At 67.9% G+C, this 26520-nt stretch carries 28 protein-coding genes; 13 read left to right on the top strand and 15 right to left on the bottom strand.

What is annotated here, in order from left to right; all coding sequences use genetic code 11:
• Nucleotides 1-24 precede the first annotated feature (24 nt).
• Entirely contained in the window at nucleotides 25-1314 is a 1290-nt protein-coding gene (locus VH571_RS10085; protein ID WP_123945078.1) for a DUF4032 domain-containing protein, read from the top strand.
• Between the two features lie 119 nt (nucleotides 1315-1433).
• Here VH571_RS10085 and rlmB read toward each other — a convergent pair whose 3' ends face one another.
• From rlmB to VH571_RS10105, 4 genes are read right to left on the bottom strand one after another with little or no spacing between them, the layout of a single operon-like run.
• Complete coding sequence (gene rlmB, locus VH571_RS10090; protein ID WP_055965310.1) at nucleotides 1434-2480, bottom strand: 23S rRNA (guanosine(2251)-2'-O)-methyltransferase RlmB; 1047 nt, start codon at nucleotides 2478-2480, stop codon at nucleotides 1434-1436.
• Nucleotides 2477-3895: a cysteine--tRNA ligase gene (gene cysS / locus VH571_RS10095; RefSeq protein WP_423264443.1), complete on the bottom strand. Its 1419-nt coding sequence runs from the start codon at nucleotides 3893-3895 to the stop codon at nucleotides 2477-2479. The genes rlmB and cysS overlap by 4 nt, the downstream gene beginning before the upstream one ends.
• A 9-nt stretch (nucleotides 3896-3904) precedes the next feature.
• Nucleotides 3905-5227, bottom strand: a complete 1323-nt coding sequence (ispF, locus tag VH571_RS10100; protein WP_423264495.1) for a 2-C-methyl-D-erythritol 2,4-cyclodiphosphate synthase — start codon at nucleotides 5225-5227, stop codon at nucleotides 3905-3907.
• On the bottom strand, nucleotides 5221-5703 hold the full coding sequence (locus VH571_RS10105; protein WP_123945086.1) for a CarD family transcriptional regulator: 483 nt from the start codon (nucleotides 5701-5703) through the stop codon (nucleotides 5221-5223). Before VH571_RS10105 ends, ispF begins: the two co-directional genes overlap by 7 nt.
• 125 nt (nucleotides 5704-5828) lie before the next feature.
• On the opposite strand from VH571_RS10105, the gene VH571_RS10110 reads away from it, so the two are divergent.
• Entirely contained in the window at nucleotides 5829-6383 is a 555-nt protein-coding gene (locus VH571_RS10110; RefSeq protein WP_423264444.1) for a hypothetical protein, read from the top strand.
• A 123-nt stretch (nucleotides 6384-6506) separates the two neighbouring features.
• On the opposite strand, the gene VH571_RS10115 is transcribed toward VH571_RS10110, so the two are convergent.
• Both VH571_RS10115 and VH571_RS10120 read right to left on the bottom strand, forming a co-directional pair.
• A complete protein-coding gene (locus VH571_RS10115; RefSeq protein WP_055965295.1) occupies nucleotides 6507-7187 on the bottom strand; it encodes a response regulator transcription factor in 681 nt (226 codons plus the stop codon).
• Nucleotides 7187-8344, bottom strand: coding sequence for a sensor histidine kinase (locus VH571_RS10120; protein WP_423264445.1), 1158 nt, complete (start codon nucleotides 8342-8344; stop codon nucleotides 7187-7189). Before VH571_RS10120 ends, VH571_RS10115 begins: the two co-directional genes overlap by 1 nt.
• A 202-nt stretch (nucleotides 8345-8546) precedes the next feature.
• Here VH571_RS10120 and phoU point away from each other — a divergent pair, with 202 nt between their 5' ends.
• The 7 genes from phoU to VH571_RS10155 all read left to right on the top strand — a co-directional run bounded on the left by phoU (nucleotide 8547) and on the right by VH571_RS10155 (nucleotide 15671).
• Nucleotides 8547-9200 (top strand): phosphate signaling complex protein PhoU, encoded by a 654-nt coding sequence (gene phoU / locus VH571_RS10125; RefSeq protein WP_055965290.1) that lies wholly within the window; start codon nucleotides 8547-8549, stop codon nucleotides 9198-9200.
• 119 nt (nucleotides 9201-9319) lie between these two features.
• Complete coding sequence (locus VH571_RS10130) at nucleotides 9320-10585, top strand: ROK family transcriptional regulator (RefSeq protein ID WP_084816353.1); 1266 nt, start codon at nucleotides 9320-9322, stop codon at nucleotides 10583-10585.
• A 233-nt stretch (nucleotides 10586-10818) separates the two neighbouring features.
• Nucleotides 10819-12363: a multiple monosaccharide ABC transporter ATP-binding protein gene (mmsA, locus tag VH571_RS10135; protein WP_228514182.1), complete on the top strand. Its 1545-nt coding sequence runs from the start codon at nucleotides 10819-10821 to the stop codon at nucleotides 12361-12363.
• The gene (gene mmsB, locus VH571_RS10140; RefSeq protein ID WP_084816352.1) at nucleotides 12360-13676 is read left to right on the top strand and encodes a multiple monosaccharide ABC transporter permease; all 1317 of its coding nucleotides are present in this window, start codon (nucleotides 12360-12362) and stop codon (nucleotides 13674-13676) included. Before mmsA ends, mmsB begins: the two co-directional genes overlap by 4 nt.
• Nucleotides 13677-13784: 108 nt before the next feature.
• Nucleotides 13785-14885 carry a substrate-binding domain-containing protein gene (locus VH571_RS10145; protein WP_423264446.1) on the top strand — a complete coding sequence of 367 codons (1101 nt, stop codon included), beginning with the start codon at nucleotides 13785-13787 and terminating at the stop codon, nucleotides 14883-14885.
• Between the two features lie 85 nt (nucleotides 14886-14970).
• Nucleotides 14971-15357: a DMT family transporter gene (locus tag VH571_RS10150; RefSeq protein WP_423264447.1), complete on the top strand. Its 387-nt coding sequence runs from the start codon at nucleotides 14971-14973 to the stop codon at nucleotides 15355-15357.
• Entirely contained in the window at nucleotides 15354-15671 is a 318-nt protein-coding gene (locus VH571_RS10155; RefSeq protein ID WP_423264448.1) for a DMT family transporter, read from the top strand. The genes VH571_RS10150 and VH571_RS10155 overlap by 4 nt, the downstream gene beginning before the upstream one ends.
• A gap of 69 nt (nucleotides 15672-15740) precedes the next feature.
• Here the strand turns inward: VH571_RS10155 and VH571_RS10160 are convergent, their stop codons facing one another.
• Together VH571_RS10160 and VH571_RS10165 are read right to left on the bottom strand one after the other, a co-directional pair.
• Nucleotides 15741-17171 carry an MATE family efflux transporter gene (locus VH571_RS10160; protein ID WP_423264449.1) on the bottom strand — a complete coding sequence of 477 codons (1431 nt, stop codon included), beginning with the start codon at nucleotides 17169-17171 and terminating at the stop codon, nucleotides 15741-15743.
• 127 nt (nucleotides 17172-17298) lie between these two features.
• Nucleotides 17299-17745 carry a MarR family winged helix-turn-helix transcriptional regulator gene (locus tag VH571_RS10165; protein WP_423264450.1) on the bottom strand — a complete coding sequence of 149 codons (447 nt, stop codon included), beginning with the start codon at nucleotides 17743-17745 and terminating at the stop codon, nucleotides 17299-17301.
• Nucleotides 17746-17848: 103 nt separating this feature from the next.
• On the opposite strand from VH571_RS10165, the gene VH571_RS10170 reads away from it, so the two are divergent.
• Nucleotides 17849-18268 (top strand): hypothetical protein, encoded by a 420-nt coding sequence (locus VH571_RS10170; RefSeq protein WP_423264451.1) that lies wholly within the window; start codon nucleotides 17849-17851, stop codon nucleotides 18266-18268.
• A gap of 91 nt (nucleotides 18269-18359) precedes the next feature.
• Here VH571_RS10170 and VH571_RS10175 read toward each other — a convergent pair whose 3' ends face one another.
• From VH571_RS10175 to VH571_RS10185, 3 genes are all read right to left on the bottom strand, one after another.
• Nucleotides 18360-18713, bottom strand: a complete 354-nt coding sequence (locus VH571_RS10175) for a GntR family transcriptional regulator (RefSeq protein ID WP_055965265.1) — start codon at nucleotides 18711-18713, stop codon at nucleotides 18360-18362.
• Nucleotides 18710-19594, bottom strand: a complete 885-nt coding sequence (locus VH571_RS10180; protein WP_423264452.1) for a hypothetical protein — start codon at nucleotides 19592-19594, stop codon at nucleotides 18710-18712. Before VH571_RS10180 ends, VH571_RS10175 begins: the two co-directional genes overlap by 4 nt.
• 181 nt (nucleotides 19595-19775) lie before the next feature.
• On the bottom strand, nucleotides 19776-20543 hold the full coding sequence (locus VH571_RS10185; RefSeq protein WP_055965259.1) for a phosphoglyceromutase: 768 nt from the start codon (nucleotides 20541-20543) through the stop codon (nucleotides 19776-19778).
• A 40-nt stretch (nucleotides 20544-20583) separates the two neighbouring features.
• Between VH571_RS10185 and VH571_RS10190 the strand changes: the two genes are divergently transcribed.
• Nucleotides 20584-21372 (top strand): class I SAM-dependent methyltransferase, encoded by a 789-nt coding sequence (locus VH571_RS10190; protein ID WP_423264453.1) that lies wholly within the window; start codon nucleotides 20584-20586, stop codon nucleotides 21370-21372.
• Between the two features lie 94 nt (nucleotides 21373-21466).
• Here VH571_RS10190 and VH571_RS10195 read toward each other — a convergent pair whose 3' ends face one another.
• The 4 genes from VH571_RS10195 to VH571_RS10210 all read right to left on the bottom strand — a co-directional run bounded on the left by VH571_RS10195 (nucleotide 21467) and on the right by VH571_RS10210 (nucleotide 24687).
• Entirely contained in the window at nucleotides 21467-22552 is a 1086-nt protein-coding gene (locus tag VH571_RS10195; protein ID WP_423264454.1) for an FUSC family protein, read from the bottom strand.
• Between the two features lie 2 nt (nucleotides 22553-22554).
• On the bottom strand, nucleotides 22555-23664 hold the full coding sequence (locus VH571_RS10200) for a YgfZ/GcvT domain-containing protein (protein WP_423264455.1): 1110 nt from the start codon (nucleotides 23662-23664) through the stop codon (nucleotides 22555-22557).
• A complete protein-coding gene (locus tag VH571_RS10205) occupies nucleotides 23654-24259 on the bottom strand; it encodes an FABP family protein (protein WP_055965250.1) in 606 nt (201 codons plus the stop codon). Before VH571_RS10205 ends, VH571_RS10200 begins: the two co-directional genes overlap by 11 nt.
• 146 nt (nucleotides 24260-24405) lie before the next feature.
• A complete protein-coding gene (locus VH571_RS10210; RefSeq protein ID WP_423264456.1) occupies nucleotides 24406-24687 on the bottom strand; it encodes a hypothetical protein in 282 nt (93 codons plus the stop codon).
• 105 nt (nucleotides 24688-24792) lie between these two features.
• Between VH571_RS10210 and VH571_RS10215 the strand changes: the two genes are divergently transcribed.
• Together VH571_RS10215 and mshD are read left to right on the top strand one after the other, a co-directional pair.
• Nucleotides 24793-25476: a winged helix-turn-helix domain-containing protein gene (locus VH571_RS10215; RefSeq protein WP_055965244.1), complete on the top strand. Its 684-nt coding sequence runs from the start codon at nucleotides 24793-24795 to the stop codon at nucleotides 25474-25476.
• Entirely contained in the window at nucleotides 25460-26395 is a 936-nt protein-coding gene (mshD, locus tag VH571_RS10220) for a mycothiol synthase (RefSeq protein WP_423264457.1), read from the top strand. The genes VH571_RS10215 and mshD overlap by 17 nt, the downstream gene beginning before the upstream one ends.
• Nucleotides 26396-26520 lie beyond the last annotated feature (125 nt).

The raw sequence follows: 26520 nt of genomic DNA on the forward strand, positions 1-26520 counted from the left end.
GCGCTCCCCTCCGAACGGAAACCCGTGACCTCCCTCAACATCACCTCGGCGACGGCCGACCCCGCCCTGCTCGACCTGCCGTGGAACCTGCCCCTCGACGTGTGGCCGGAAGACTCGATCGCCACGCTGCCGAAGGGGATCTCGCGGCACCTGGTGCGGTTCGCCTACCTCAGCGGATACGTGATCGCCATCAAAGAGACGTCGGGCGAGATGGCCCGGGGCGAATACGAGATGCTGCGAACACTGCAGCGCATGGACATCCCCTGCGTCGACCCGCTCGCCGTCATCACGAACCGCCACGACGACGACGGCAACGAGCTGAACCCGGTGCTGGTCACGCGCCACCTCAAGTTCTCGCTGCCGTACCGCGCCCTCTACTCGCAGCGACTGCGACCCGACACCGCCGCGCGACTCGTCGACGCGCTCGCCCTGCTGCTCGTGCGCCTGCACATCATCGGCTTCTACTGGGGTGACGTCTCGCTGTCGAACACACTGTTCCGGCGGGACGCTGGCGCCTTCGCCGCCTACCTCGTCGATGCTGAGACCGGCAAGCTCTACCCGGGCGGCCTCTCGAACGGCCAACGGGAGAACGACCTCGAAGTGGCCCGCGTCAACATCGCCGGCGAGCTCCTCGACCTCGAGGCTGGAGACCGCCTTGACGAAGACCTCGATGCCGTCGAGGTCTCGGCCGGGATCGTCGCGAAGTACCGCAGCCTCTGGAAAGAGTTGACGGGCACCGAGACCTTCTCCGATTCGGAGCGTTGGCGCATCAACGACCGCGTCGAACGCCTCAACGACCTCGGCTTCGACATCGAAGAACTCGCGATCAAGACGACCGAGGGCGGAACACAGGTCAAGATCCAGCCCAAGGTCGTCGACGCCGGCCACCACTCGCGGAGGCTCCTGCGACTCACGGGGCTCGACGCCCAAGAGAACCAGGCTCGTCGGCTGCTCAACGACCTCGACGCGTACCGGTCGAAGAACGACCGCTCGGAGCTCGACGAAGAGATGGTCGCGCACGAGTGGGCGGCCCGCGTGTTCGAGCCCGTGATCCGCTCGATCCCCCGCGACCTGCGTGGCCGACTCGAGCCCGCCGAGGTCTTTCACCAGCTGCTGGAGCACCGCTGGTATCAATCGCAGGCGGAGAACCGCGATGTGCCCATCGCCGAGGCGCTGACGTCGTACATCAACGAGGTGCTGCGGCACCGTCGCGACGAGCAGATGGTCATCGCGCCGCCGACCGGAGCGATCACTCTGCCCGTGGCCATCCAGGCCGACGAAGACGACGACGAGGACTGGCGCTCGAAGGTATGAAGCACTGCTTCACCGACGACAAGACCCGCACGGTCGGCGTAGACACCTCTCCTAGGGCGAGGGTCTGTGCCGATCGTGCGGGTCTGTGCCGATCGTGCGGGTGCAGGCGTGCGGCGGGGCTACTTCTGGTTCTTGCGCTCGGCGCGCAGCTTCGAGATCTCATACAGCGTCACGCTCGCGGCGATACCGGCGTTGAGGCTCTCGGTCGAGGCCGTGATCGGCACCGACACGATCGCGTCGCAGGTCTCGGTGACAATGCGCGAGAGACCCTTGCCCTCGCTGCCGACGACGATCACGAGCGGCTGGTCGGCGAGGTCGAGCCCCGGCAGCTGCACGTCGCCGCCACCGTCGAGGCCGAGCACGAAGACGCCACGGTCTTTGAAGGCCTTGAGCGTCTGGGTGAGGTTGGCGGCCATCGCGACCGGCACGCGCGACGCGGCACCGGCGGAGGTCTTCCACGCCGACGCGGTCACGCCGACGCTGCGACGCTGCGGGACGATGACGGCCTGGCCTCCGAACGCGGCGACGGAGCGGATGATCGCCCCGAGGTTGCGAGGGTCGGTGATGCCGTCGAGCGCGACGAAGAGCGGCTTCTGACCGCGGCGCTCGGCCTGGTCGAGGAGCTCCATCGGGTGCGCGTACTCGTACGGCGGCACCTTGAGCGCGAGCCCCTGGTGAACTGAGTCGGGGCCGGTGAGGCGGTCGAGCTCGGGGCGCATGACCTCGAGGACGGGGATCCCGCGGCGCGTGGCGAGGGTCAAGACCTCTTTGACGCGGTCGTCCATCTCGAGACGGGCGGCGATGTAGAGCGTCGTGGCGGGGATCCGGGCGCGGAGAGCCTCGAGCACCGAGTTGCGGCCGGTCACGATCTCGTTGTCGTCGGCCTGCTTCTTGCCGCGGGGCGGTGCCGTGCGATCGGGAGCCGTGCGGGCGGTGCGGATGGGGCGCTCGGCCGAGCTTCCGGCGCGACCCTTGGCGGCGACGAGTCGATCCTGGGCAGCCTTCCGCTTGCCGGCGGGGTGGTACGGACGATCCTCGGCGCGGGGCGTGGGCTTCTTGCCCTCGAGGGCCTGACGACCCTGCCCTCCCGAACCGACCTGCTTGCCCTTACCGCCCTGGCGGACCGCCCCGGGGCGACCCTTTCGTTCTCCTTGAGTGTTCTTCACTGTTCCAGGCTCCAATGCGATCCGGTCGGGCTGTCTTCGATGGTGATGCCCGCAGCGGCCAGGTCGGCTCGGATGCGGTCGGCGTTCGTGAAATCTTTGGAGGCGCGAGCGCTCTGACGCGCTTCGATCAGCTTCTCGACGAGAGTGCCGAGCGCCACCTGAGCGGCGCCGTCGCCACTGCCGCTCCACTCGGAGGCGAGCGGGTCGATGCCGAGCACGGTGACCATGGCCAGAACGTGCTGCCACTCGCGGGCGGCCGCGTCGAGGTCGTCGTCGTCGAGCGCGGCGTTGCCCCGGCGCACCGTGTCGTGCAGCACGGCGAGCGCCTGCGGCACGTTAAGGTCGTCGTCCATCGCCTCGGCGAAGGCCGTCGGCACGACGCGAGCGCCGACCCCGGCGAAGCGAGTGCCGGCAAGGCGACGACCGGCGCGGCCGAGGAACACCTCGATGCGGTCGAGAGCGGCTTCTGCCTCGTCGAGCGCACCCTCGTGGTAATCGATCGTCGAGCGGTAGTGCGCGGCACCGAGGAAGTACCGCACCACGATGGGGCGTGCCAGTGCAAGGAACTCCGAGGCGAAGATGGAGTTGCCGAGCGACTTCGACATCTTCTGACCCTCGACGTTGACGAGCCCGTTGTGCAGCCAATGCCGCGCGAAGCCGTCGCCGGCGGCCGTCGACTGGGCCAGCTCGTTCTCGTGGTGCGGAAAGCGGAGGTCGAGCCCGCCACCGTGGATGTCGAACTCGGGCCCGAGGTAGCGGCGCGACATCGCGGAGCACTCGATGTGCCACCCCGGTCGCCCGGAACCCCAGGGCGACACCCAGCTGGCCGACTCGGGCTCGCCCGCCTTGCTGCCCTTCCAGAGGGCGAAGTCTCGGGGGTCGCGCTTGCCGCGCGGGTCGGCGTCGGTGGCCGAGGCCATGTCGTCGAGCTTCTGGTTGGTCAGGGCGCCATACGTGGGCCAGGACGCCGTGTCGAAGTAGACGTCGCCCGACTCGTCGGGGGCCGGGTACGCGTGGCCCCGCTCGATGAGCCGACTGACGATCGTCTGCATCTCGGTCACACTCGCGGTGGCCCGTGGCTCGTAGGTCGGCGCAAGGATGCCGAGCGCGTTGTAGCCCGCGGTGAATTCGAGCTCGTACCGGTAGGCCCGCGCCCACCACTCCTCGGTCGCGTCGGACGCGAGGGCGAGGATCTTGTCGTCGATGTCGGTGACGTTCCGCACCAGGGTCACGTCGAGGCCGCGGTAAGCGAACCAGCGACGCCAGAGGTCGTAGACCAGCGCGGAGCGGAGGTGGCCGATGTGCGGCGACGACTGCACCGTCGGGCCACAGACGTAGAGACCGACTTTGCCGTCGACGAGCGGGACGAAGTCGACGACCGACTGCGTTCGGGAGTCGTAGAGGCGAATGGTCACCGCCACAGTTTAGGCGGGCGGTACCGCCGGGGTCTCCACAGGGGTCGACCGCACTGACACGAGAGCCGTCGCGATCACGGTGACGCCCTCGCCTCGGCCGGTGAAGCCGAGCCCGTCGGTGGTCGTGGCCGAGACCGAGACGGGAGCGCCCAGGATCCTGGTCAGTTGCGTCTCCATCTCGACCCGCCGTTTCGCGAGGCGGGGGCGATTGCCGATCACCTGCACGGCGACGTTCACGACGGTGGCGCCCACCGCGTCGAGGATCTCGCGCGTGCCCTCGAGGAAGACGACGCCCGACGCCCCGGCGTAGCGCGGATCGGCCGTGCCGAAGCGCGAGCCGATGTCGCCCTCTCCCGCGGCGGACAGCAGCGCGTCGACTATCGCGTGAGCGACCGCGTCGCCATCGCTGTGGCCGGCGAGACCGGGTTCGCCCGGCCAGTCGAGCGCACCCAGGCGAAGGGGCTGGTCGACGTCGAAGCCGTGCACGTCGATGCCGATGCCGACGCGCTGCACGTCGGCGGGGAGAGCGGGCCCGGGGGCGCTGGGCGCGACGAGGTCGGCCGCGAGCATCTCGGCCCGCTGGAGATCCCACGGCGTCGTGACCTTGAACGCCTCGGCGGCACCCGCGACAACGGTCACCTCGTGGCCCGCCGCGGCGAAGAGCGCGGCGTCGTCGGTGTATTCAATAGGCATTGCTTCAACGGGCACTGCTTCAACGGGCACTGCTTCGACGGGCGGGGCATCGACCGGCGAGGAGCCGGCCAGTGCGCCGGCATACGCGGCGTCGAGCTCGGCCCGCGGAAACCCCTGCGGCGTCTGAATCGCGACGAGCTCCGACCGGTCGACCGTGTCGACGACCGCGCCCGCCGCGTCGACCCGCTTGATCGTGTCGCTGACGGGCAGCCCAGGAACCATTCCGTGGCCGAGCGACTCGACGGCCGAGGCCACGAGATCGAACTGCGGGGAGGGCGTGAAGCAGCGAGCCGCGTCGTGCACGAGCACGGTGCGGGCGGTGTCAGCGACCCGGGCAAGCCCTCGGGCGACGGAGGATTGGCGAGTGCTGGATCCTGATGTCACTGTCACGAGGTGGGCCACGTGCCCCGCAGTCGCCTCAGCGATCGACCGCGCCTCGTCGACGAGGTCGGCGGGTACGACGAGCACGATCTGGAACGGGGCGGACGAGCCGAGGATCCCGCGCAGCGCCCACTCGAGAATCGTTCGACCGGCGACCTCCACGAAGGCCTTCGGCCGGCCCGCGCCCAGTCGCGTACCCGAACCCGCGGCGACGACGATCACCGCGCGGTTCGGCCGGTCTGCGCCCGCGCCTACGATGCGAGAACCTCGTCGAGCCGCGTCTGCGCCGCGGTCTCGTCGATGTGTTCGGCCAGAGCCAGCTCGGAGACGAGCACCTGACGCGCTTTCGCCAGCAGGCTCTTCTCGCCCGCGGAGAGACCCTTGTCGTGGTCACGGCGCCACAGGTCGCGCACGACCTCGGCCACCTTGCCAACATCGCCCGACGCGAGTTTCTCGACGTTCGCCTTGTACCGGCGCGACCAGTTGGTGGGCTCTTCGGTGAACGGCTCTCGAAGCACGTCGAAGACCTGTTCGACGCCCTCTCTGCCGATGACGTCGCGAACCCCGACGAGGTCGACGTTCTCGGCCGGCACCTCGATGACGAGGTCGCCCTGCGTGACCCGGAGCGTCAGATAGAGCTTCTCGGTGCCCTTGATCACTCGCGTCTTGACCGCCGTGATCTCGGCCGCTCCGTGGTGCGGATACACGACCGTTTCACCGACCTCGAAGTGCATGGGGGCTCCGTTTCTGGGGGCGCCAGATTACCACGGGGTCGGTCTCGGGCGAGCGGTCATGGAAACCTCGCCGACGCTCCTAGGCTAGGCTGAAAGGGCAAATCGTCACCTTTATGGAGGAACCTGTGAGAGCACGCACCACGGCAGCCGTCGTCATTGCCGGAGCCGTGATGGTCCTCACCGCGGGGTGCAACTTCATCAGCCCGCAGACGACCACCGAGATCTACGACGCGAGCGACGGAGTCAACACCACCGTCGGCGACATCGAGGTGCGTAACGCCATCGTCTTCACCGAGAACGGCGACGAGGCGAGCCTCAGCGTCGTGGTCATCAACAACGGTTCGTCCGCCGCCGACGTCAAGTTCCAGTACCAGGCGCTCGGGTCGACCGAAACCGCCGTGATTCCGGTGGCCGCGAACGGCGAGACCGACCGCGGCACGCAGGGCGGCCAGAAGCAGACGATCCTCAACGGCATCGGCAAGCAGCCGGGCTCGTTGCTCACCGTCTTCATTCAGTCGGGCACCGACACCGGCAAGAAGTTGAACGTTCCCGTGCTCGACGGCTCTCTCTCCCAGTACGCCACACTGCTTCCCTCGCCGAGCCCCTCGACCGGCACGATCGCGACGTCGGAGCCCCGCAGCACCGAGCCCACCGAGACCGAAACCACGCCGGCGGGCTAGAACAGCCCCCGCTTCGCACGAAGGCCCCGACCAGATGGTCGGGGCCTTCGTCGTTCACGTTCGGCGCAATTGCCGGGCCGGCCCGGACGATGGAGCTACGCCTCGCCGCGCGGGGCGATGGAGCTACGCCTCGATGCGATACCCAAGGCCGCGCACGGTGACGAGCGCCACCGGCTCCGACGGCACTTCCTCGATCTTCGAGCGGATGCGCTTGATGTGCACGTCGAGGGTCTTGGTGTCACCGAAGTAGTCGGAGCCCCAGACCCGGTCGATCAGCTGGCCGCGGGTGAGAACGCGACCCGCGTTCCGCATCAGCAGTTCGAGGAGCTCGAACTCCTTCAGCGGCATCGCGATGTCAGTGCCGCGAACGGTGACGACGTGCCGTTCGACGTCCATCGAGATCGCGCCGGCGGTGAGGAGCGAGTCGGAGAACTCCTCCAGGTCGACGCGGCGACGGAGAACGGCCCGAATGCGGGCGAGGAGCTCGCGGGTCGAGTACGGCTTCGTGACGTAGTCGTCGGCGCCGAGCTCGAGCCCGACCACGATGTCGACCTCGCTGTCTTTGGCGGTCAGCATCACGATCGGCACCTGCGAGCGGTTGCGCAGCTCACGGCAGACTTCCGTGCCGGAGAGACCGGGGAGCATGAGGTCGAGAAGCACGAGGTCGGCACCCTCGCGGTCGAACGCTGTGAGGGCCTTCTGCCCGTCGTCGGCCACGGTGACCTGGTAGCCCTCCCGCTCGAGGATGAAGGCGAGGGGCTCGGACAGGGACTCTTCGTCTTCGACGATAAGGATGTGGGTCATTATTCGTTCTCTCCTCGGACGGGAACCGTGGCCGTCGAGGCCTCGGGTAGAAGGATCGTGAAGGTGGAGCCGGAACCGAGCTGCGACCAGAGTCGAATGTCGCCGCCGTGATTCTGAACGATGTGCTTGACGATCGCGAGGCCGAGGCCCGTGCCGCCGGTGCGCCGTGATCGAGCCGGGTCGATCCGGTAGAAGCGCTCGAAGATGCGCTCCTTTTCACCGTCGGCGATGCCGTCGCCCTGGTCGGTGACAGCGATCTCTACGATGCCCCGGTCGGTGACGTTCGCGCCGATGCCGATGCGGGAGTCGTCGGGCGAGTAGTGCACCGCGTTCGCGACGAGATTGTGCACGGCGACGGCCAGCATCTCGCTGTCGCCGACGATGCTGGCGTGCTTGCCGCCGCGCGTGATGATCTCGATGCCGCGCGCCTCCGCCTCGACCCGGTTGCGCTCGACCGCGGCGTTGATGACGGAGCGCACGTCGACGAGCTCGGGTCCGCTCAGCGGGTCGGCCGACTGCAGGCGCGAGAGCTCGATGATGTCTTGCGTGAGGCGGCCGAGGCGAAGGGATTCGCGCATCAGGCTCTTGGCGAAGTGCCGCACCTGCTCGGGGTCGTCGGCGGCTGACTCCATGGCCTCGGCGAGCAGCCCGACCGCGCCGATGGGCGTCTTCAGCTCGTGGCTGATGTTCGCCACGAAGTCGCGCCGGACCTCTTCGAGGCGGTGCGTCTCGGTGTGATCCTCGGCGAGCACGACCACGTATCGCGTTCCGAGTCGCGAGGCGCGCACCAGCATGCGCAGGTCGGTCTCCTGCCGGAGGCTCCGAGCGAGAAGCAGCTGCCGGGTGACCGGGTGGTCTTCGTTGCGCGCCGTCTCGATGAGGTCGACGATCTCAGGGTGGACCACCTGATGCGCCTGCACCAGACCGTTGGCGATCGCCATCGCCGAGGCCTTCTGCACGTTGTTCGACGGGTCGACGACGAACCCGGCCGACTCGAGGGTGTCGAGCATCGCGCCGATCCCGTCGGGCAGAGACGCATCGCTCAGCGCCCGGGCTCGACGGCCCCGCTGCACGGAAGCCACCACGAGCAGGACGAGGCCCGCTCCGACGATGATGCCGAATGCCAGAGACAACGGCACCAGCCAGGGGGAGGACATGAACCTCAGGTTAGTGAACGTCTGGTGGACTGCTAGAACAGAGCCACATCCGTGCCGAGTACGTTGGAGAGTGTTCGCCTGGCCATCACCCGCCGTTAACCTCGACGGGAGAGGCTCGTCGAGACTGCGCGGGCGACGTTTCGCGTACCAGCACCATCACTGACACCGCGGCCGAGCCGCGACGAAAGGGTCGACCAAGACTATGCGCGAGGTATTCCAGCAGGAGCTCCAGGAGGTCCAGGAGCGGCTCGTCGAGATCTCGTCGCTCGTGGCGGTGTCGATCGACAACGCCACTCGCGCGTTCCACGACTCCAACGTCGGCCTCGCCGAGCAGGTCATCGCCGACGACGACCGCATCGACGCCCTCGCCATCAGCCTCGACGAGCTCGCGATCGACATCCTCGCTCGGCAGAACCCGGTCGCCCGAGACCTCCGCATCGTCGTGAGCGCACTCCGCATCTCGGCCTCCCTCGAGCGCATGGGCGACATGGCCGAGCACATCGCCCAGCTCGCCCGCTACCGGTTCCCCGAGAAGGTCGTGCCGAAGAGCCTCCGACCGACGTTCACTGAGCTCGGTGAACTCGACGTCGCGATCGCCCGCAAGCTCACGCAGCTGCTCACGACCGAAGACGTCAGCCTGGCCGAAGAGATCCGTAACGACGACGACCGCATCGACGAGCTACACCTGAGCGTGTTCGACAAGGTTCTCGGCGAAACCTGGAAGGGCGCTCCCGCCGACACTGTCGACGCCACGCTTGCCAGCCGCTACCACGAACGATTCGCCGACCATGCCGTGTCGATCGCCAAGAAGGTCCAGTACCTGGCGACCGGCGACTGGGTGGGCGTCGAAGCCTGATTCCGCGCGGCCACGAGGCCTGGTGAGACGCTGACGGCGTCTCTCCAGGCCTCTTTCCGTTGCGTCACGGTTTGTGTTCAACTCTTGACGACACTCGTTTGGGAGGCAATGATTCGTCCGTGTCACATCTCCAAGGTCCAACGACGGGCCCCCGCCAAACAGCCTCGAAGGGACAGCCCCCTTCGACGGGACGGGCGCCCGCGACGGGCCAGTCCGCGCCTACCGGGCAGAGCCCCGGGTCTCAAACCTCCCTTCGCAAGCGCAATCAGCAGCGCGTCGTTGAGGCGCTCGTCCGTGTCGGCGCCTCGACGCAGGCGGATCTCGCTCGCCGCACCGGCCTCTCGACGGCGACAATCTCGAACATCGTCAGCCTCATGGCCAAGAACGGCCTCGTCAGCCTGACGCCGACGACGAGTTCGGGCCGTCGCGCTGTCTCCGTGCAGCTCCTGACCCACAACGGCGCCGTCGCGGCCGGTATCGGCTTCGGTCGACGGCACCTCCGGGTCGTGCTCGTCTACCCCGACTACACGATCGCGGCGGAAGAGAACATCGTCTTGCCGCAGCAGTACGACCCCCGCGTCGGTTTCGACATGGCCCGTGACGTGCTGACCCGCCTGCTCAGCGAGAAGGGCATCCCCTGGGACGCCCTGAGCGGCGTGGGGGTCGGGATCCCCGGGTCGATCGACCGCCGCGATCTCATGCCGGTGATCGGAACGGTATGGGCCGAGTGGGCCTTCGTCGACGTCGTCGTCGAGCTCGAAGACCGCCTCGGCGTGCCGGTCGTGATCGACAACGACGCGAACCTCGGCAGCGTCTCGGAGACGATCTGGGGTCTGTACGGCGGGGCGCGAAACCTCGTCTATCTCAAGGTGGGCTCGGGCATCGGCGCCGGATTGATCCTGAACGGTCAGCCGTTCAACGGGGCGACCGGGGTGACCGGCGAGGTCGGTCACGTGCAGGTGGTGCCCGACGGCCAGGCGTGTCGCTGCGGCAACCGCGGCTGCCTCGAAGCGGAGGCCTCGATCCAGGCCATGCTCGACCGCCTGAGCACCGTCACTCCCATCCAGACGACCGAGCAGCTCGTCGCCGCCGTCCTCGCCGGCGACATGGCCGCGCTCCGCGTGATCGAGGATGCCGCGCGGCTCATCGGCCGGGTCGTCGGCGACCTCGCCAGCATCCTCAGCCCCGAGGTGATCGTGATCGGCGGGCCCCTCGCCGCCCTCGGCGACCTGCTCCTCGAACCGGTGTCTCGGTCGTTCGCACGGCATGTGCTCCCTCTCGTCAGGGACGCGACCGAAATCGTGGCGTCGACGCTGGACGATCGCGGCGAAGCGCTTGGAGCCGCCGCGCTCGTGTTCCATCAGGCGGCCGTCCGCGTGATCTGACCCCTCGGATCCTTCGTTCGACAAAAACTGAAGGATCCGCGGAAACTCAACGATCGCAGCGTGGTGACCGCGAAAGTGAGCGCTCTCATTGAGGCCGGTTCGTAAAGCCGTTACAAATTCGTTGCGTTAACCTTTTGACGCCAGCCAGCGATCGGCCTAATGTAATCCCGGGCCAGGTGCCCAACGGGCGACGAAGCTCCCCGACAACGATGTCTAGCAAATGGCGGTGCACAATGGTTGGTGAACCCACCATCCTCGAGATGCGCTCGATCACCAAGGAGTTCCCTGGTGTGAAGGCTCTCTCCGACGTGAACCTGACCGTGAAGGCCGGCGAGATCCACGCGATCTGCGGCGAAAACGGTGCAGGCAAGTCGACTCTCATGAAAGTCCTCTCGGGCGTCTACCCGTTCGGCACGTACACGGGCGATGTCGTCTTCGAGAACCAGGTCGTTCAGTTCTCGGGCATCAAGCAGTCCGAGGCCGCCGGCGTCGTGATCATCCACCAAGAGCTGGCCCTCATCCCCGAGCTCTCGATCACCGAGAACATCTTCCTCGGTAACGAGCCCGGCAAGCGCGGCGTGATCAACTGGATCGAAGCCCAGCGCATCGCCAAAGACCTGCTCGCCCGCGTCGGCCTCGCCGAAGACCCCGACACCAAGATCAAGTCGCTCGGTGTCGGCAAGCAGCAGCTCGTCGAGATCGCCAAGGCCCTGAACAAGAGCGTGAAGCTGCTCATCCTCGACGAGCCCACCGCCGCCCTGAACGAGGGTGAGTCGCAGCACCTGCTCGACCTCATCGTCGGGCTCAAGGGCAAGGGCGTCACCTCGATCATGATCAGCCACAAGCTGAACGAGATCGAGCAGGTCTCCGACACCATCACGATCCTTCGCGACGGCAAGACCATCGAAAGCCTCGACGTGAAGGCCGACGGCGTCAACGAAGACCGCATCATCCGCGGAATGGTCGGCCGCTCGCTCGAGAGCCGGTTCCCCGACCGCACGCCGAACATCGGCGAGAAGTTCTTCGAGGTGCGCAACTGGACCGTCCGCCACCCCCTCGACGCCGAACGCCTGGTCTGCAAGAACGAGAACTTCTACGTGCGCCGCGGTGAGATCGTCGGCTTCGCTGGCCTCATGGGCGCCGGTCGCACCGAGCTCGCCATGAGCGTCTTCGGCCACTCCTACGGCACCTACGTGTCGGGCGAGGTCTACAAAGAGGGTCACGAGATCCGCACCGACACGGTCAAGCGCGCCATCAAGAACGGCCTCGGCTACGTCTCGGAAGACCGCAAGGCTCTCGGACTCAACCTGCTCGACACCATCAAGCGCTCCACCGTCGCCGCCGGCCTGCCGAAGATCACTCACAACGGCGTCGTCTCGAGCGTCGAGGAGTACGAGGTCTCGGAGCGCTACCGCCGTAGCCTCCGCACCAAGGCGAACAACGTCGACCAGGGTGTGTCGAAGCTCTCCGGCGGCAACCAGCAGAAGGTCGTCCTCGCGAAGTGGATGTTCACCGACCCCGACATCCTCATCCTCGACGAGCCCACCCGCGGCATCGACGTGGGTGCGAAGTTCGAGATCTACGGGATCATCCAAGACCTGGCAGCCCAGGGCAAGGGTGTCATCCTCATCTCCTCCGAGCTCCCCGAGCTCCTCGGCCTCTCCGATCGGATCTACACGATCTTCGAGGGCTCCATCACCAACGAATTGACCGCAGCTGAGGCGAACCCCGAGTCGCTCATGGTCAGCATGACCTCGAAAAGGACCACGGTTCGATGACGAACATCAAGAAGAACATCGACAGCATCCTCGGCAACAAGGGGGGTGGAATCAGCCAGTACGGCATGATCATCGCGCTCATCGTGATCATCGTCGGGTTCCAGATCTGGACGGGCGGCACCACGCTCGATCCCGGAAACGTCATCAACGTCTTCCAGCAGTACTCCTACATCCTGATCCTCGCGATCGGCATGGTGATGGTGATCGTCGCCGGTCACATCGACCTCTCGGTCGGCTCGGTCGCCGCGTTCACCGGCATCATCGTCGCGCAGTCGATGGCCACCTGGCACTTCGCCTGGTGGGGCGCGATCCTCGTCGGCCTCGCCGTCGGCGCCCTCGTCGGCGCGTGGCAGGGCTTCTGGGTCGCCTACGTGAAGGTGCCCGCCTTCATCGTGACCCTCGCCGGTCAGCTGATCTTCCGCGGGGCGAACCAGATCATCGGCAACTCGACCGCTCTCCCCGTGCCCGAGGACTACCAGACCATCGGCGGCGGCTTCATCCCCGACTTCGGTCCGGGCACGGGCTACAGCAACGGCACTCTCCTGCTCGGTCTCGTCTCGATCATCGCGATCGTCGTCTTCGAGTTCCGCGGACGCACCAACCGCGTCAAGATGGGCGCCGAGCCGGCTCCCCTCTGGACGAGCATCGTCCGCATCGTCGTGCTCGCCGGCGTCACCGCCTTCGCCACCTACCTGTTCGCCTCCGGCCAGCCCAACACGAGCGTGCCGATCGTCGCCATCATCATGGGCGTGCTCGTGATCATCTACGGCTTCGTCACGAACACCACCACCTTCGGGCGCCACCTCTACGCGGTCGGCGGCAACTCGCACGCCGCTGTGCTCTCGGGCGTCAACTCGCGTCGCGTCAACTTCCTGGTCATGATGAACATGTCGGTTCTCGCCGCCGTCGCCGGAATGGTCTACGTCGGCTATGCGGGATCCTCGGGCCCCTCCGACGGAACGGGCTGGGAGCTCGACGCCATCGCCGCCGTCTTCGTCGGTGGTGCTGCGGTCGCCGGCGGTGTCGGAACCGTCATCGCCTCGATCATCGGTGCTCTCGTGCTCGCCTTCCTGGCGAACGGCCTCTCGCTCAAGGGCATCGACACGAACCTCGTCCAGATCATCCGCGGTCTCGTGCTGCTGCTCGCCGTCGCCTTCGACGTCTACAACAAGACGCAGGGCCGACCGTCGATCATCGGCTACCTGACCCGCGGGTTCGGTCGCAAGAAGAACGACGACGCGCAGAAGCCCGGCCCCGACGCCACGGCTCAGCCCAAGTCGATCGACGACGACTCGCCGGTTCTGCTTCCGTAACCCCTCAGCCCGCTCCATTCCCAGCCACAAATCCGGGATGCGCACCACTCATCCCACAGCACCGGGTGCATCCCGCACTCACATCCCCACAATGAAAGAAGCATTTCAATGAAGAAACAGCTCATCGCCGGCTTTGCCGTCGCAGCGCTCACCGTGGTCACGCTGACCTCCTGCTCCGGCAACACCGGCCGGAGCGACGCGGGCGCCAGCGGTTCCACCGCCACCATCCCCAAGGGCTCCACGATCGGCGTCTCGCTCCCCGCGAAGACCTCGCAGAACTGGGTCCTGGCCAAGGCCGCCTTCGAGGACTCCCTCGCCAAGGCCGGCTTCAAGGCCGACGTGCAGTACGCGGCCGCCACCAACACGGTTCCCGACCAGCAGAACCAGATCTCGGGCATGATCACCAAGGGCGACAAGGCCCTGATCATCGCCGCCCAGGACGGCGCCCAGCTCGGCACGCAGGTGAAGCAGGCCAAGGCCGCCGGAATCCCCGTCATCGCCTGGGACCGCAACATCACCGGCACCAAGAACGTCGACTACTACGTCGCGTTCAACAACTACAAGGTCGGTCAGCTTCAGGGAAAGGCTCTGCTCGACGGCCTCGAGGCCAAGGGCAGCGGTCCGTACAACATCGAGCTCTTCGCCGGTGCTTCGACCGACGCCAACGCACCCGTGTTCTTCAACGGTGCGATGAGCGTCCTGCAGCCGAAGATCGACGACGGCACCCTCAAGGTCGTCTCCGGTCAGACCTCGTTCAGCGCGGTGTCGACGGACGGCTGGCTCGCCCAGAACGCCCAGACCCGCATGAGCAACCTGCTGCAGAAGAACTACGGCTCGACCAAGCTCGACGGCGTCCTCTCGCCGAACGACACCCTGGCCCGCGCCATCATCCAGTCGGTGAAGTCGGCTGGTAAGCCCGGCATCATCGTCACCGGCCAGGACAGCGAGACCGCTTCGATCCCGCTGATCATGTCGGGCACGCAGTACTCGACCATCTACAAGAACACCGCCGAGGAGGCCCAGGCCGCTGTCGACCTGGTCACCACGCTGTCCGAGGGCAAGACCCCCAAGACGGTCATCGACAAGAAGAACAACTACAACGGCGTCATCACGGTTCCGGCCGTGGCGCTGACCCCCGTCCTCGTCACCAAGGACAACGCAGCCGAGGCATACAAAGACAACACGACCCTCGAGCCGCTCACCAAGTAGCAGCACTCGTCACCCACGAAACCCCCGCTCGAGCTTCGGCTCGGGCGGGGGTTTCGCCGTGTGCGGCTGCCCTACGGTGGTCGCTATGAAGACTCCGAAAGCGCGCGGCTGGCTGTTCCTCGTCATCGCCATCGTCTCGGAGGTGTCGGCGTCGCTCTCGTTGAAGGGCGCCCTCGACCACCCCGGGCTGTACGTCGTCGTGGCGATCGGCTACCTCGTCGCCTTCGCCGGACTCGCCCTCGTGCTCCGCACCGGCATGGCGCTCGGGGTCGCCTACGGCATCTGGGGCGCGAGCGGTGTCGCGCTGACCGCCGTGCTGTCGCTCGTGATCTTCGGCGAACCGCTGACTCTCGTCATGGGCATCGGCATCGTGGTCGTCATCGCCGGGGTGCTCTGCGTCGAGCTCGGCGCTCAGGCCGCCCACCGTGACGCGGCCGGCACCTCGACCACCACCGGACGGATCGCCCGATGATGTGGCTCTTTCTCGTCGCCGCGATCCTCTTCGAGGTCGCCGGCACCCTCTCGCTCCGCATGGCCGTCGACGACCGCCGCTGGTACATCCCCGTCGGCATCGGCTACATCGTGGCATTTACCTCGCTCTCGCTCGGCCTCGGCCAGGGCCTTCCGCTCGGCGTCGCCTACGGCATCTGGGCCGCCTCCGGTGTGGCCCTGACCGCCGTCGCCAGCAAGTTCCTCTTCAAGGAGCCGCTGACCTGGCTGATGGGCCTCGGGATCGTCTTGATCGTCGGCGGGGTGCTCTTGATCGAGGTCGGGTCGAGTCACTGAGCCGGGGCGAAGGATCCTGCACTCCCCGCTCCGGTCAGCGCCTGCCCGCAACCTGGAGCCAATGGATGACTACGCCTCTTCGAGCACGGCCTCGGCGCGCTCCGGGCTCCCCTCGGCGAGCCCGGCGTCGATCGCCCGACGCGACGCGAACAGCATCACGGCTCCGACGAGGAGCACGAGCACCTCGGTGACCGTCAGCGCCCAGATCACGCCGCCGAGCCCGAACCACAGGTTTCCGAGCAGCACGATCGGGATGAACAGGATTCCCTGCGCCATCGACATCGTGATTGCCGCCGTGGCGCGTCCGGTCGCTTGGAACAGCGACGTGATGAGGCCGGTGAACCCGTTGGCGATCATGGCGACGAGCTGCGCCGTCAGGATCACCGCGCCGATGGCGAGCACCGAACGGTCGGCGACGAAGGCGCCGAAGATGGCATCGCGGAAGAGGAACACCCCGACCGCAGCCACCACGGTGATCGAGCCGACCGTGAGGGCCGAGGCCCGCAGAGCGGCGGCGAGACGGGCCCGGTCGCCCTTGCCGAACGAGTAGGCCAGCAGCGGCAGAACGCCGAGCGTGACGCCCATCACGAGAAACTCGGGCACCTGCGCGATGCGGACGGCGACACCCATCGCGGCAAGGGGCCCGTCGCCATAGGCCGAGGCGAGGTTGTTCAGCACGAGCGAGGTGACGATGAGGAACGCCGACTGGAGCAGCTCCCCCACGCCGATGCCGAAGACCGGCTTCAGCACGGTCGGCGAGAGCGTGAACCAGCGCGGTGCCAGGCTGATGTGCTCGCTGTGCCGAGTCAGCCAGGTGATGAAGTAGACGATCGTGACGACGTTCGACAGGCCGATCGCGAGGGCGGCACCCGCCACACCCCAGTGCAGCACCAGGATGAAGAGCACGTCGAAGACGAGGTTGGCGACGGTCGAGGCGATGAGGCCGATCATGACCTGACGGGCCGCCCCCTCCGACCGGACGAGCTGCTCGAGGCAGAACGACACGGCGAGCACGGGCACGAAGGCGAGCATCACCCCGACGAAGGCGCTGGTCGGGGCGACGGCGGCACCGTGGGCGCCGAGCACGGTCACGAGGTTCGGCAGCAGGAGCAGACCCGCAGCCGCGAGCACGGCACCGACGATCGCGGCGCCCCAGACGGCGAACGACGCCACGTGCTTGATCTGAGCGGCTTCGGTCGGATCCTTCTCGCTCGCCCCGAGAAGCCTCGAGATGAGGGCACTGCCGCCGACGCCGAAGACGCCACCGACCGCCATGACGAGGCCGAGGATCGGCGCGCCCAGGGTGACGGCTGCGAGCAGCGCACTGTCGTGGAGCGAGCCGATGAAGCCGGCGTTGACCACGTTGTAGACGGCGCTGACGATCATGGCCGCGGCCATGGGAACGCAGAGGTGGAGGAGTGCACGCAGCATCGGCGCGGAAGCGAGGTACCAACGGTTGGTGCCGACCGTGTCGGCGGTGGTGGGAAGTGAGGTGCTCATAGCTGCTCCTTATTCCGGGCAGGCGAGCCTGTTCCGGGTGCTTTGGCGCGCGCCGAAGGACGCCGGCACGGCGAGGGGAGAATTCAGGATCCGCTCCCGCGGTCGGCGGGAACGGGGTCGATCGCGGCTAGTCGCGCGTGGGCCTCGGCAGCACTGCAGTGACCTTCGTCAGCAGCGAGTGGAGGGTGGCGCGCTCGGCCATGGAGAGGGGTGCGAGGATCGTCTCTTCGGTGGACGCCATCGCGACGTCGAAGCCGGCGATCAGCTCGGCGCCCTCGGCGGTGGCGTAGACGCGTTTGATGCGCGCGCTCTCGCCGTCGGCACGGCGCTCGATGAGACCGCGCTTCTCGAGCCCCTGCAGGAGGCTCGAGACGCTGGCCGCGCTGGTGCGAGTCATCGCGGCGATGTCGCGCTGGATGGAGCCCGGAAACTGCACCAGGAACCCGAGCGCAAAACTCTGCTCGTGAGTGAGCCCGCGTTCGCGCACCCATTCGAGGCCGGCCTGCTGCTGTGCCCAGCCGATCCACCGGAGCAGCTCGAGGCTGGTGGTGAGGTCGGGGCCGTTTTCGTTCATGATCAGAACCCTAACCATTAGATGTCGAACTGTCAATGATCGAACTGTGGACGAGGGGCGGCGGGCGGTCTGGCGGCAGGCCAGCGTGCGAGAGAATCGGTGCATGGCCCAGGTAGCGATCATCGTCAACGGAACCCCTGACCCCCGCAAGTCGGAGATCTCGTCAGCACTCGGGATCCTGCTCGGCTGCCCCGTGCTGAAGCCGGGCGCCGTACAGGAGACGCTGACGCAGGCGACGGGGCCTGTTGCGCCGCGCGAGGGTATTCGCCGGCTGGCCATCGAGACGGTGTGGCGCACGGCCGGGCTGATCGAGGCCGGCGTGGTCGTCGACGCCTTCTTCGAGCGGGCCGACGCTGATGCGGTCACCGGCGGCATCGACCTGGCCGGCTCACCCCGCGTCGTCGAGGTCTGGTGCGGCGCCCCCGGCGGCGAGCTCGGCCTCACCCCGTTCGTGCGGGTCGACGCCGTCGAGACCGTCGACATGGACGCCCTCGTGCAAGAGATCAGCGCCCTCTTCGTCTAGTCGCGAGGCGAGACGACGCTCGCCACAGCGGGCGACCGAGGCTTGTCCGAGGTCCGCTGCGGTGAGCGGCGTCTCACCCAACCAGTACAGTTCAGGATCCGAGCGCAGCGCGAACGAACCGGAGCGCCTCGGCCGGGTCGACGCCGAGATCCTTCACCCGCTCGGCGTAGACGCGCGCGGCCTGCTGGGCGGCCACCTCGGGGTCGGCGCCCTGCGCGCGTACCACTGTGCCGTTCCGCCCCCGCGTCTCGATGAGGCCCTCGGCCTCCAGTTCGCGATACGCGCGGGCGACGGTGTTCGGAGCGATGCCGAGGTCTTCGGCGAGACGCCGGACTGTCGGCAAACGGTGGCCGGCGGCGAGGACTCCCCCGCGCACCTGGCCCGCGAGCTGACCGCGGAGCTGCTCGAAGGGTGGTGTCGGAGAGCGGGGGTCGAGGGTGATCACGAGGGGCTGGATCCTGCGATTCTGAGGGCTTCTTCGGCCGGGGTGCGACGCCGCGAACCCGGCCACAGTTGCTCGAGATACCAGGTGCGGGTGTTGCGGAACACGATGCTGAAGAGGATCGACCCGAGCAGCAGCGCGATCATGACGACCACGTCAGCGGGGCCCAAATCGACGGGCCCGCCACCCGCTCCGATCACCGCCCAGTAACCGCCCAGGGCGAGCGCCTGGACGGGCGCGACCAGGAGGTCCATCAGCGCGGAGGCGGTGAGCGCGTCGTTCCAGACCAGCTCATCGGTCGACGCCACCGGATGACCTCTAGCTACGATTCGGCGAGAGAAGATCTCGAACAGAACGAGGCAGACAGCGCCGAGCGCCACGAGGAGGACTCCGGCGAGACCCGCCCCCGAGCGCGCCGAGAGGGCGATGGCCACAGCCGCCAGCACCAGGATGGCCCAAGCGAAAATGCGAGCGAGGACGATCACGTAGTCGCCGACTCCGACGGCCTCGGCGCGCGCGATCCGTGGACGGTCGGTTGCCGCGGTCTCGTCTCGGAACGAAGCCCAGACCGTGCCGAGCGACGAGCCGGTCACCGCCGTGATGAGCACCAGAAAGGCGATGACGACAGGGGGCCGGGTCGCGAAAGACTCGTAGAGCACCACGCCGACGCCGAGGCCGACGACGCCGCCGACGCTGCTGCCGAGAACACGTGCTGCCACACGCCGTCGAATGAGAGCGTCGAGGTCGGCGGGGATGCCCAGCTCGACCCGCTTCGCCAGTCGCTGCATCTGCCAGGTCTGGAATTCGCCGACCCTCGACAGGAGCGCAGTGCCGACGAGCACCACGGCGTACACCGCGAAGCTGACGTGAAAGTACAGATCCATACCCACCCCTTTTGTACCTACGACTGTAGCAATGTATCGCTACAAAGCAAGGGGTAGAACAGCAAACCCGCCCGGTCGGCGTAAACAGCAGCCCTAGGGCAGATGTTTATGCCGATCGGGCGGGTCTGACCCGATCAGGCGGGTCCGTGCCGATCGGGCGGGTCTGAGCCGGGCCTGAGGCCTACGCCTTGGTCGCGTCGAGCCCGTCGCTCTTGCCCTGGTTGGCAACGGCGGCGGCGCCGGCGGCAGCGGCCTCCGGGTCGAGATACGCCCCGGGCTTGGTCGGCGTGAAATCGTCGTCGAGCTCGTAGACCAGGGGGATGCCGGTGGGGATGTTCAGTTCGGCGATCTCGTCGTCGGAGATGCCGTCGAGGTGCTTGACCAGAGCGCGCAGAGAGTTGCCGTGCGCGGTGACGAGCACGGTCTTGCCGGCGGCGAGATCGACGGTGATGTCGCTCTCCCAGTAGGGAAGCATGCGCTCGATGACGAGCTTGAGCGACTCGGTGCGCGGGGCGTCGACGCCCAGGTCGACGTAGCGCTCGTCGTGCGCCTGCGACCACTTGCTGTCGTCGTCGAGCGGCGGCGGCGGCACGTCGAACGATCGGCGCCAGGTCTGGAACTGCTCGGGGCCGTACTCTTCGAGCGTCTCGGCCTTGTCTTTGCCCTGGAGCGCACCGTAGTGACGCTCGTTGAGACGCCACGAGCGCTTCACGTCGATCCACAGCCGGTCGGCCTCTTCGAGAGCGAGGTCGGCGGTCTGGATCGCGCGGGTGAGACGCGAGGTGTAGAGGATGTCGGGCTTGAGGCCGGAGTCGCGCAGCAGCTGCCCGGCGCGCTTCGCCTCGGCGGTGCCCTGCTCACTCAGGCGGACGTCGACCCACCCGGTGAAGAGGTTCTTCTGGTTCCACTCGCTGTTGCCGTGCCGGAGAAGGATGAGCGTCGAAGTCATGCTGACGATCCTATCGTCGCGTCGTTCCTAGGATGGTGGCATGCCCACAGGTCACGTCACGCGCGGAACCACGGGCACCAACCGCCTGCGCCGGGTCGATCGCTGGATCGCGAGTCTGCCCGCATTCCGCACCGCCGCGGATCCTCTGGTCGTCGATCTGGGCTACGGCGCCAGCGCGACGACACCGCTCGAACTGCACCACCGACTGGCTCGGGTGCGGCCGGAGGTCGAGGTCGTGGGCATCGAGATCGAGCCCGAACGGGTGGCGCTGGCATCCCTGTCGGCCAAGCCGGGGGTGTCGTTCCGGCTCGGCGGGTTTGAAGTGCCGCTGCCGGATGCAATGGAGCGGGCCGGTCGGCGGCCGGCGGTGATCCGGGCGCTGAACGTGCTGCGGCAGTATCCCGAGGAGGCGGTGGCCGGATCCTGGGATCTCATGGTTTCGCGCCTCGCCCCCGGCGGCGTCCTCGTCGAGGGCACCTGCAACGAAGTGGGCCGCGTCGCGAGCTGGGTCGACGTGACTTCGGACGGCCCGCAGACATTCACCGCGTCGCTGCGTCTCGCCTCGCTCGAGAGCCCACTGATCGTCGCCGAGCGGTTGCCGAAGGTGCTGATCCACCGCAACGTCGAGGGCGAGAGGATCCACGCGTTCCTCGAGGAGCTCGACCGCCACTGGCGCTACAACGCCGCCCTCGCCGTGTACTCGCCGGTGCAGCGCTGGGTCGCGACCGTCGAGGGGATGCGGTCGGCGGGCTGGCCGGTGCTGCACGGGCGCGCGCGGTGGAGGCTCGGCGAGATCTCGATGCCGTGGTCGGCGGTCGCCCCGACGTGACGCCGCTTCGCGAGCTTGGCGCCGCTTTGCGGGCCCGACGCCGCATTTCGGGCCCGACACCGTCGAAAGGCGGTATCAACACCGAAAACCGGTGTCAGAGCGCGGCGAGGCGCGAGCGCGCGTCGTCGTGCGGCAATCCCGTCGCCATGAGCAGGTCGATGACGAGCGGCCGCAGCATCAGCACGAGCACCGTCTCGGCCACGGGCGCACCGGGCAGGACGACCGCAGGATCCAGCCTCCGCCCCACCGCGACCAGCGCCTCCTGGGCAGCCGGCACCCGCTCCACCGCCTCCAGCGACTCCCCCAGCACGCTCGTCGCCAGTGCGATGCTCGCCACGAGGTCAGCCACCTCGGGCCGACGTCGGCCGTCGCCGATCGTGGTGTCGATGCGTCGGGTGACCACCCGGAGGTTGCGTACCGCGAGGTCGAGATAGCGCAGGATCCGCGCTTCCGCGGCTATGACGGGCACCTTGCGTCGCAGAAACGGCGAGATCCGCGAGATCGACGACGCCGTGTCGAGGGTCGCCGCCCAGTCGTCGAGGAGCGGCTGCGTCGTGCGGAGTCGGTCGAGGGCCGCATCGGCCTGCCGGACGTCGTCGTGCCGAAGTGCCCGCACGAGTGAGGCAAACGCGGGGTCGAGCTCGGCGAAGAGGCGACGGGCATCGGCCCGGGCGAGGCCGATCGGGTCCCGCGGAACGAGCGCTGTGATGAGGAGAGCAACGGCCCCGCCGACCAGCCCGTCGAGCGACCGGGTGAACGGCCCGCCCGCGGGATCGGGCAGGAGCATGACGAACATCGACTGCGTCGCCGCCGCGATGGCGAAGGCGCTGGTCGGCGACAGGAACCGGGCCACGGCGAGCGCGACGAAGAGCACGATGCCGTACTGCCAGAAGCCCTTGCCGAAGACCAGGAGCAGGAGCTCGCTGAGCGCGATGCCGATGACCACACCGACGGCGTTCTCGAGCACGCGGCGCGGCCTCGCGTCACGGGCGAAACCGAGAGACGAAATGGTGACGGTCACGGCCAGGATCGGCATCGGGTGACCGATGCCGAAGCGGGCGATCGAGTACGCAATCCCGGCCGCGAGCACGATCTGCACCATCGCCGGCAGCGAGGAGCGCACCCGCAACGCCGAGGCACGGACGTCGAAGCCCCCGGCCCGAGGGAGGGAGAACCGCACGGTCAGCGCCGGACGGCACCGAGCCGCGGCAGCCGAGGAACACCGGCAGCGGCGCCGGCGTCGGGGGGAACGATGGTCTGCTGTGCGGCGGCCACGACGGTGTCGTCGTCGCCGGCCAGAACGGTCAGCGGCGCGGTGACGTCGAGGCTGCGCTTGACGAGGGCTAGCGCGATCGGGCCGAGCTCGAAGTGGGTGCCCGACGAGGTGATCGAACCGACCTCGCGGTCACCCTCGCGCACGACGTCGCCGTGACCGGGCAGCACGTTGTCGGAGCCGTCGAGGTGCAGCATGACGAGACGTCTCGGCGGGTGGCCGAGATTGTGCACCTTCGCGACGGTCTCTTGCCCGCGGTAGCAGCCCTTGGCCAGGTGCACGGCCGAGCGGAGCCAATCGAGCTCGTGCGGGATGCTCCGCTCGTCGACCTCGGTCGCGAGGCGCGGACGCCAGGCGGCGACCCGGAGCGCCTCGAGCGCGAGGGCACCGGCGACGGGCATCTCGGATGCGGCGACGTCGGCAAGGGACTCGGCCGTGACGAGCGTCTCTCGGTAGCTCCAGTCGGCTGCCGGGTGGCCGGCCTCGGCGGCGTAACCGACGCCGCCGACGGCGACCTCGTGCCAGGGGTCGATCCAGACGAGGGGGATGCCGGCGGGGCCGGCTGCGGGAAGCGCGAGGTCGGCGAACGATCCGAGCACCGCGAAGTCGGCGCTTCGGTCAGCGACCTCGACGCGCAGCATGAAGCGCATCCGATCGAGCCACGCGGCAAAGCTCTCGGCCTCGGCCGCGTCGACGAGCAACCACGTGGTCTCGCCGTCGTCGAGCACACCGGCCGCGTGCTCCACCCGGCCCGAGGGATCGAGCAGCAGCGTCTCGGTCGAGCTGCCGGTTGCGAGGCCCTTGAGGCTCTGGCTGGTGAGCGAATCGAGCCACGATAGCCGGTCGGGCCCCGAGACCGTGACGAGACCTCTCGACGGCACCTGGACCACCGCGGATCCTGAAAGAAGTGCCCGCTGTTCGACGAGCGGGTTGCCGAAGTGCGCGGCGATGGCGGTGGAGTCGTCGGCCACGAAGCCCGGTCGTGCGGCGAACGGCGTCGCCGGAGCGCTACTCGACACGAGCGAGCTGACCCGACGCGTGCGTGCGCAGCTCGTTTCCGAGAGCCGCGACATCCCACGCCCAGAGGAGGTGGTTGTCGACGAGCCCGTACATGCGAGTGGCGGCCGAATACTCTTTGGCATTGCTGGAACGGACCACGGCGTCGGTCGAGAGATCGATTCGCGGACCCTTCACCCGGCCGAGGTAGAGCTCGTTCACACCGGTCGGGTGCACCAGGGCCACCTCGATGTTGAACCCGTCGTCGGGCGTGCGGAGCACTTCGACTGCCCTAGGCGTGGTGAACGGCTGGATTCCCACGCCCGGCAGCATTCCCGGGCCACGGTCTCCCTCTTCGGACGGGCGGTCGAGCCGCCAGTAGCCGGTCTCGCTGACGAGCGGTGTGTTCTCTTCGTCGAGCAGCCAGGAGTACGAGCTGTAGTTGAGGAACGGCAGGCCGTCGTGACTGAAGCTCACGCGCTGGCCGAACTCATGGGTGCGGCGCGACTCGGGGTCGTCGCCGGTCTTGTAGTCGACGACGCCGGTGCCCTCCCACACCCCGATGAGCCAGGAGAGGGGAACGAGCTCGGCGGGCAGGTCGACGGGAATTTCGATCAAGGGTCAGCGCTGACCTTTGAACAGCTTCACGAGCACCGTCACCGCGATGAACGCAATGCAGAGAGACGCGACGACGAGCAGACCGATGTAGAACATCTCGAGGGCAAGCAGAGAATCCATGCAGTCAGCCTACCCGCGAGGCCTGGTCAGAGGGAGAGGAGAGCGAGGATCCCGGTGGCGATACCCAGCACGACGAGACTTCCCGACAGGCTCAGCATCGTCCGGTCGACGAGCCCGTCTTTCTCGCGGGTGGCGAGCTGCAGGCAGAACGTCAACACGATGGTGAAACCCAGCACGAGCGGAAGCCAGACGAGATAGCCGTCACCGTCGACGGTCAGGCCGACGACTACGGCGCCCACGAGAGCGACGAACCACACGGGAATGGTCGTCGCGAGACGGAGGCGCACTCGGCGGTTGCTGGTTTCCACCCCTCCATCCTGGCCCACTGGCGCTGATGGGGGCACCCACTAGGGTGGTCCGGGGTCAACTTCTCTGTGAATTAGAATCACGAGAGAACATCAACTGGAGGTCGTGTGGCGCAGCTCTTGGTCCTGACTTCCTCCGGTACGCCCGAGGTTCTGCCCGCACTGGCCCTTCTCAGTCACCGTACCCGGCAGATCCCGGCAGAGCCCGCGCACCTCGTCAATGCCCCCTCGAGCGACCTCATCTTCGTCGATGCCCGCACCGATCTCGCCAGCGCGAAGTCGCTCTGCAAGATCCTGCGCACCACCGGCGTCACCGTGCCCATCGTGCTCGTCCTCACCGAGGGCGGCCTGACCGCCGTCAACTCCGAGTGGGGCGTCGACGACGTCATCCTCGAGTCGGCCGGCCCCGCCGAGGTCGACGCGCGAATCAGGCTGGTCACCGGCCGCCTCGCCCAAAGCCAGACCGGGTCGAAGATCCAGGCCTCCGGCGTCGTCATCGACGAGGCGAGCTACTCGGCGAAGGTGCACGGCAAGCCCCTCGACCTCACCTTCAAAGAATTCGAACTGCTCCGCTTCTTCGCGACGCATCCGTCACGCGTGTTCACGCGCGAGCAGCTGCTGAGCGAGGTCTGGGGTTACGACTACTTCGGCGGCACGCGCACGGTCGACGTGCACGTGCGGCGCCTCCGCGCAAAGCTCGGCGACCTCGAGTCGCTCATCGGTACCGTGCGCAACGTCGGCTACCGCTTCAACGTCTACGACGACGAGCAGCGAGATGCCCTCAGAAGCTGACGCCACCCCGGTCGGCCAGCCCGACCGCAGCGGGGCCGCCGCCGCCGCGATGCTCGCCCCGCTCACCGCCGAGGCCACCGCCGCCGACGGCTCGCCGCCGTTCTCCGACCAGGCTCTCGTCGAGGCCCGCTCGGGCGACGCGACCGTGCTCGGCGACGACGACGCCGCGGCCATCCTGCGCCCGGGCGAGGCCGAACTCGTCGTTCGCCCGGCCGTTCGCGGGGCCGGCCTCGGCACCGTCCTTCTGCGCGCGGTGATCGACGTCACCGAAGGGCCGCTCGCCGTGTGGGCCCACGGAGACCACCCGGCCGCCCGCCGACTGGCCGAGGGCTTCGGTTTCGTGCCGACGCGGCGCCTGCTGCAGCAGCGGGCCAGGGTCGATGCGGGGGCGTCGGATCCTGCGCTTCCTTCAGGCTTAGCTGTCCGGGCGTTCCGTCCCGGCATCGACGACGCCGCCTGGCTCGACCTCAACGCGCGCGCCTTCGCCTCGCATCCGGAGCAGGGGTCGCTCACGCAACTCGACCTCGACGCCCGTAAGGCCGACGACTGGTTCGATCCGGGCGACTTCCTGCTGCTGTGGAAAGACGACGAACTGCTCGCATTCGCCTGGTTGAAGGTGGAGGTGGGTACGGGCGATGATTCGGGCTCGGGGTCGGATTCGGGCTCGGGCTCGGGCTCGGGCGTTGATTCGGGCTCGGGCTCGTTCGGCGAGTTCTACGCCGTGGGCGTCTCCCCCGACCACCAGGGCGAGCACCTCGGCGGCGCGATCGTCGACGCCGGCCTGGCACGGCTCGCTCAGCGCGGCGTCGCGACGGCCACCCTCTACGTCGAGGGCGACAACGACGCGGCGCTCGGTCTTTACGCGACGCGGGGCTTCACCGATCACGCGATCGACGTGCAGTACACCCTGTCGCGCTGACCTGGCCCGCCTGCCCGTTCTGTTAGCCCGCGCGCTAGACGCGAATTTGAGAGCGATCCGTCGGCGCAGACGCCGAACGGCAGTAACGGGTGTGACTGCCTCGCCGGATCGCTCGCAAATTGACG

Origin of the sequence: Frondihabitans sp. 4ASC-45 (assembly GCF_049472575.1) — a bacterium.
Lineage (GTDB): Bacteria > Actinomycetota > Actinomycetes > Actinomycetales > Microbacteriaceae > Frondihabitans.

Coding starts and splice junctions, on each gene's coding strand:
- VH571_RS10170 (WP_423264451.1), top strand. CDS start 17,849: ATGGCCCAGGTAGCGATCATCGTCAACGGAACCCCTGACCCCCGCAAG.
- VH571_RS10105 (WP_123945086.1), bottom strand. CDS start 5,703: ATGCACTTCGAGGTCGGTGAAACGGTCGTGTATCCGCACCACGGAGCG.
- mmsA (WP_228514182.1), top strand. CDS start 10,819: ATGGTTGGTGAACCCACCATCCTCGAGATGCGCTCGATCACCAAGGAG.
- VH571_RS10185 (WP_055965259.1), bottom strand. CDS start 20,543: ATGACTTCGACGCTCATCCTTCTCCGGCACGGCAACAGCGAGTGGAAC.
- VH571_RS10145 (WP_423264446.1), top strand. CDS start 13,785: ATGAAGAAACAGCTCATCGCCGGCTTTGCCGTCGCAGCGCTCACCGTG.
- mshD (WP_423264457.1), top strand. CDS start 25,460: ATGCCCTCAGAAGCTGACGCCACCCCGGTCGGCCAGCCCGACCGCAGC.
- VH571_RS10155 (WP_423264448.1), top strand. CDS start 15,354: ATGATGTGGCTCTTTCTCGTCGCCGCGATCCTCTTCGAGGTCGCCGGC.
- VH571_RS10190 (WP_423264453.1), top strand. CDS start 20,584: ATGCCCACAGGTCACGTCACGCGCGGAACCACGGGCACCAACCGCCTG.
- VH571_RS10160 (WP_423264449.1), bottom strand. CDS start 17,171: ATGAGCACCTCACTTCCCACCACCGCCGACACGGTCGGCACCAACCGT.
- phoU (WP_055965290.1), top strand. CDS start 8,547: ATGCGCGAGGTATTCCAGCAGGAGCTCCAGGAGGTCCAGGAGCGGCTC.
- mmsB (WP_084816352.1), top strand. CDS start 12,360: ATGACGAACATCAAGAAGAACATCGACAGCATCCTCGGCAACAAGGGG.
- VH571_RS10180 (WP_423264452.1), bottom strand. CDS start 19,594: ATGGATCTGTACTTTCACGTCAGCTTCGCGGTGTACGCCGTGGTGCTC.
- VH571_RS10150 (WP_423264447.1), top strand. CDS start 14,971: ATGAAGACTCCGAAAGCGCGCGGCTGGCTGTTCCTCGTCATCGCCATC.
- VH571_RS10115 (WP_055965295.1), bottom strand. CDS start 7,187: ATGACCCACATCCTTATCGTCGAAGACGAAGAGTCCCTGTCCGAGCCC.
- VH571_RS10165 (WP_423264450.1), bottom strand. CDS start 17,745: ATGAACGAAAACGGCCCCGACCTCACCACCAGCCTCGAGCTGCTCCGG.
- VH571_RS10120 (WP_423264445.1), bottom strand. CDS start 8,344: ATGTCCTCCCCCTGGCTGGTGCCGTTGTCTCTGGCATTCGGCATCATC.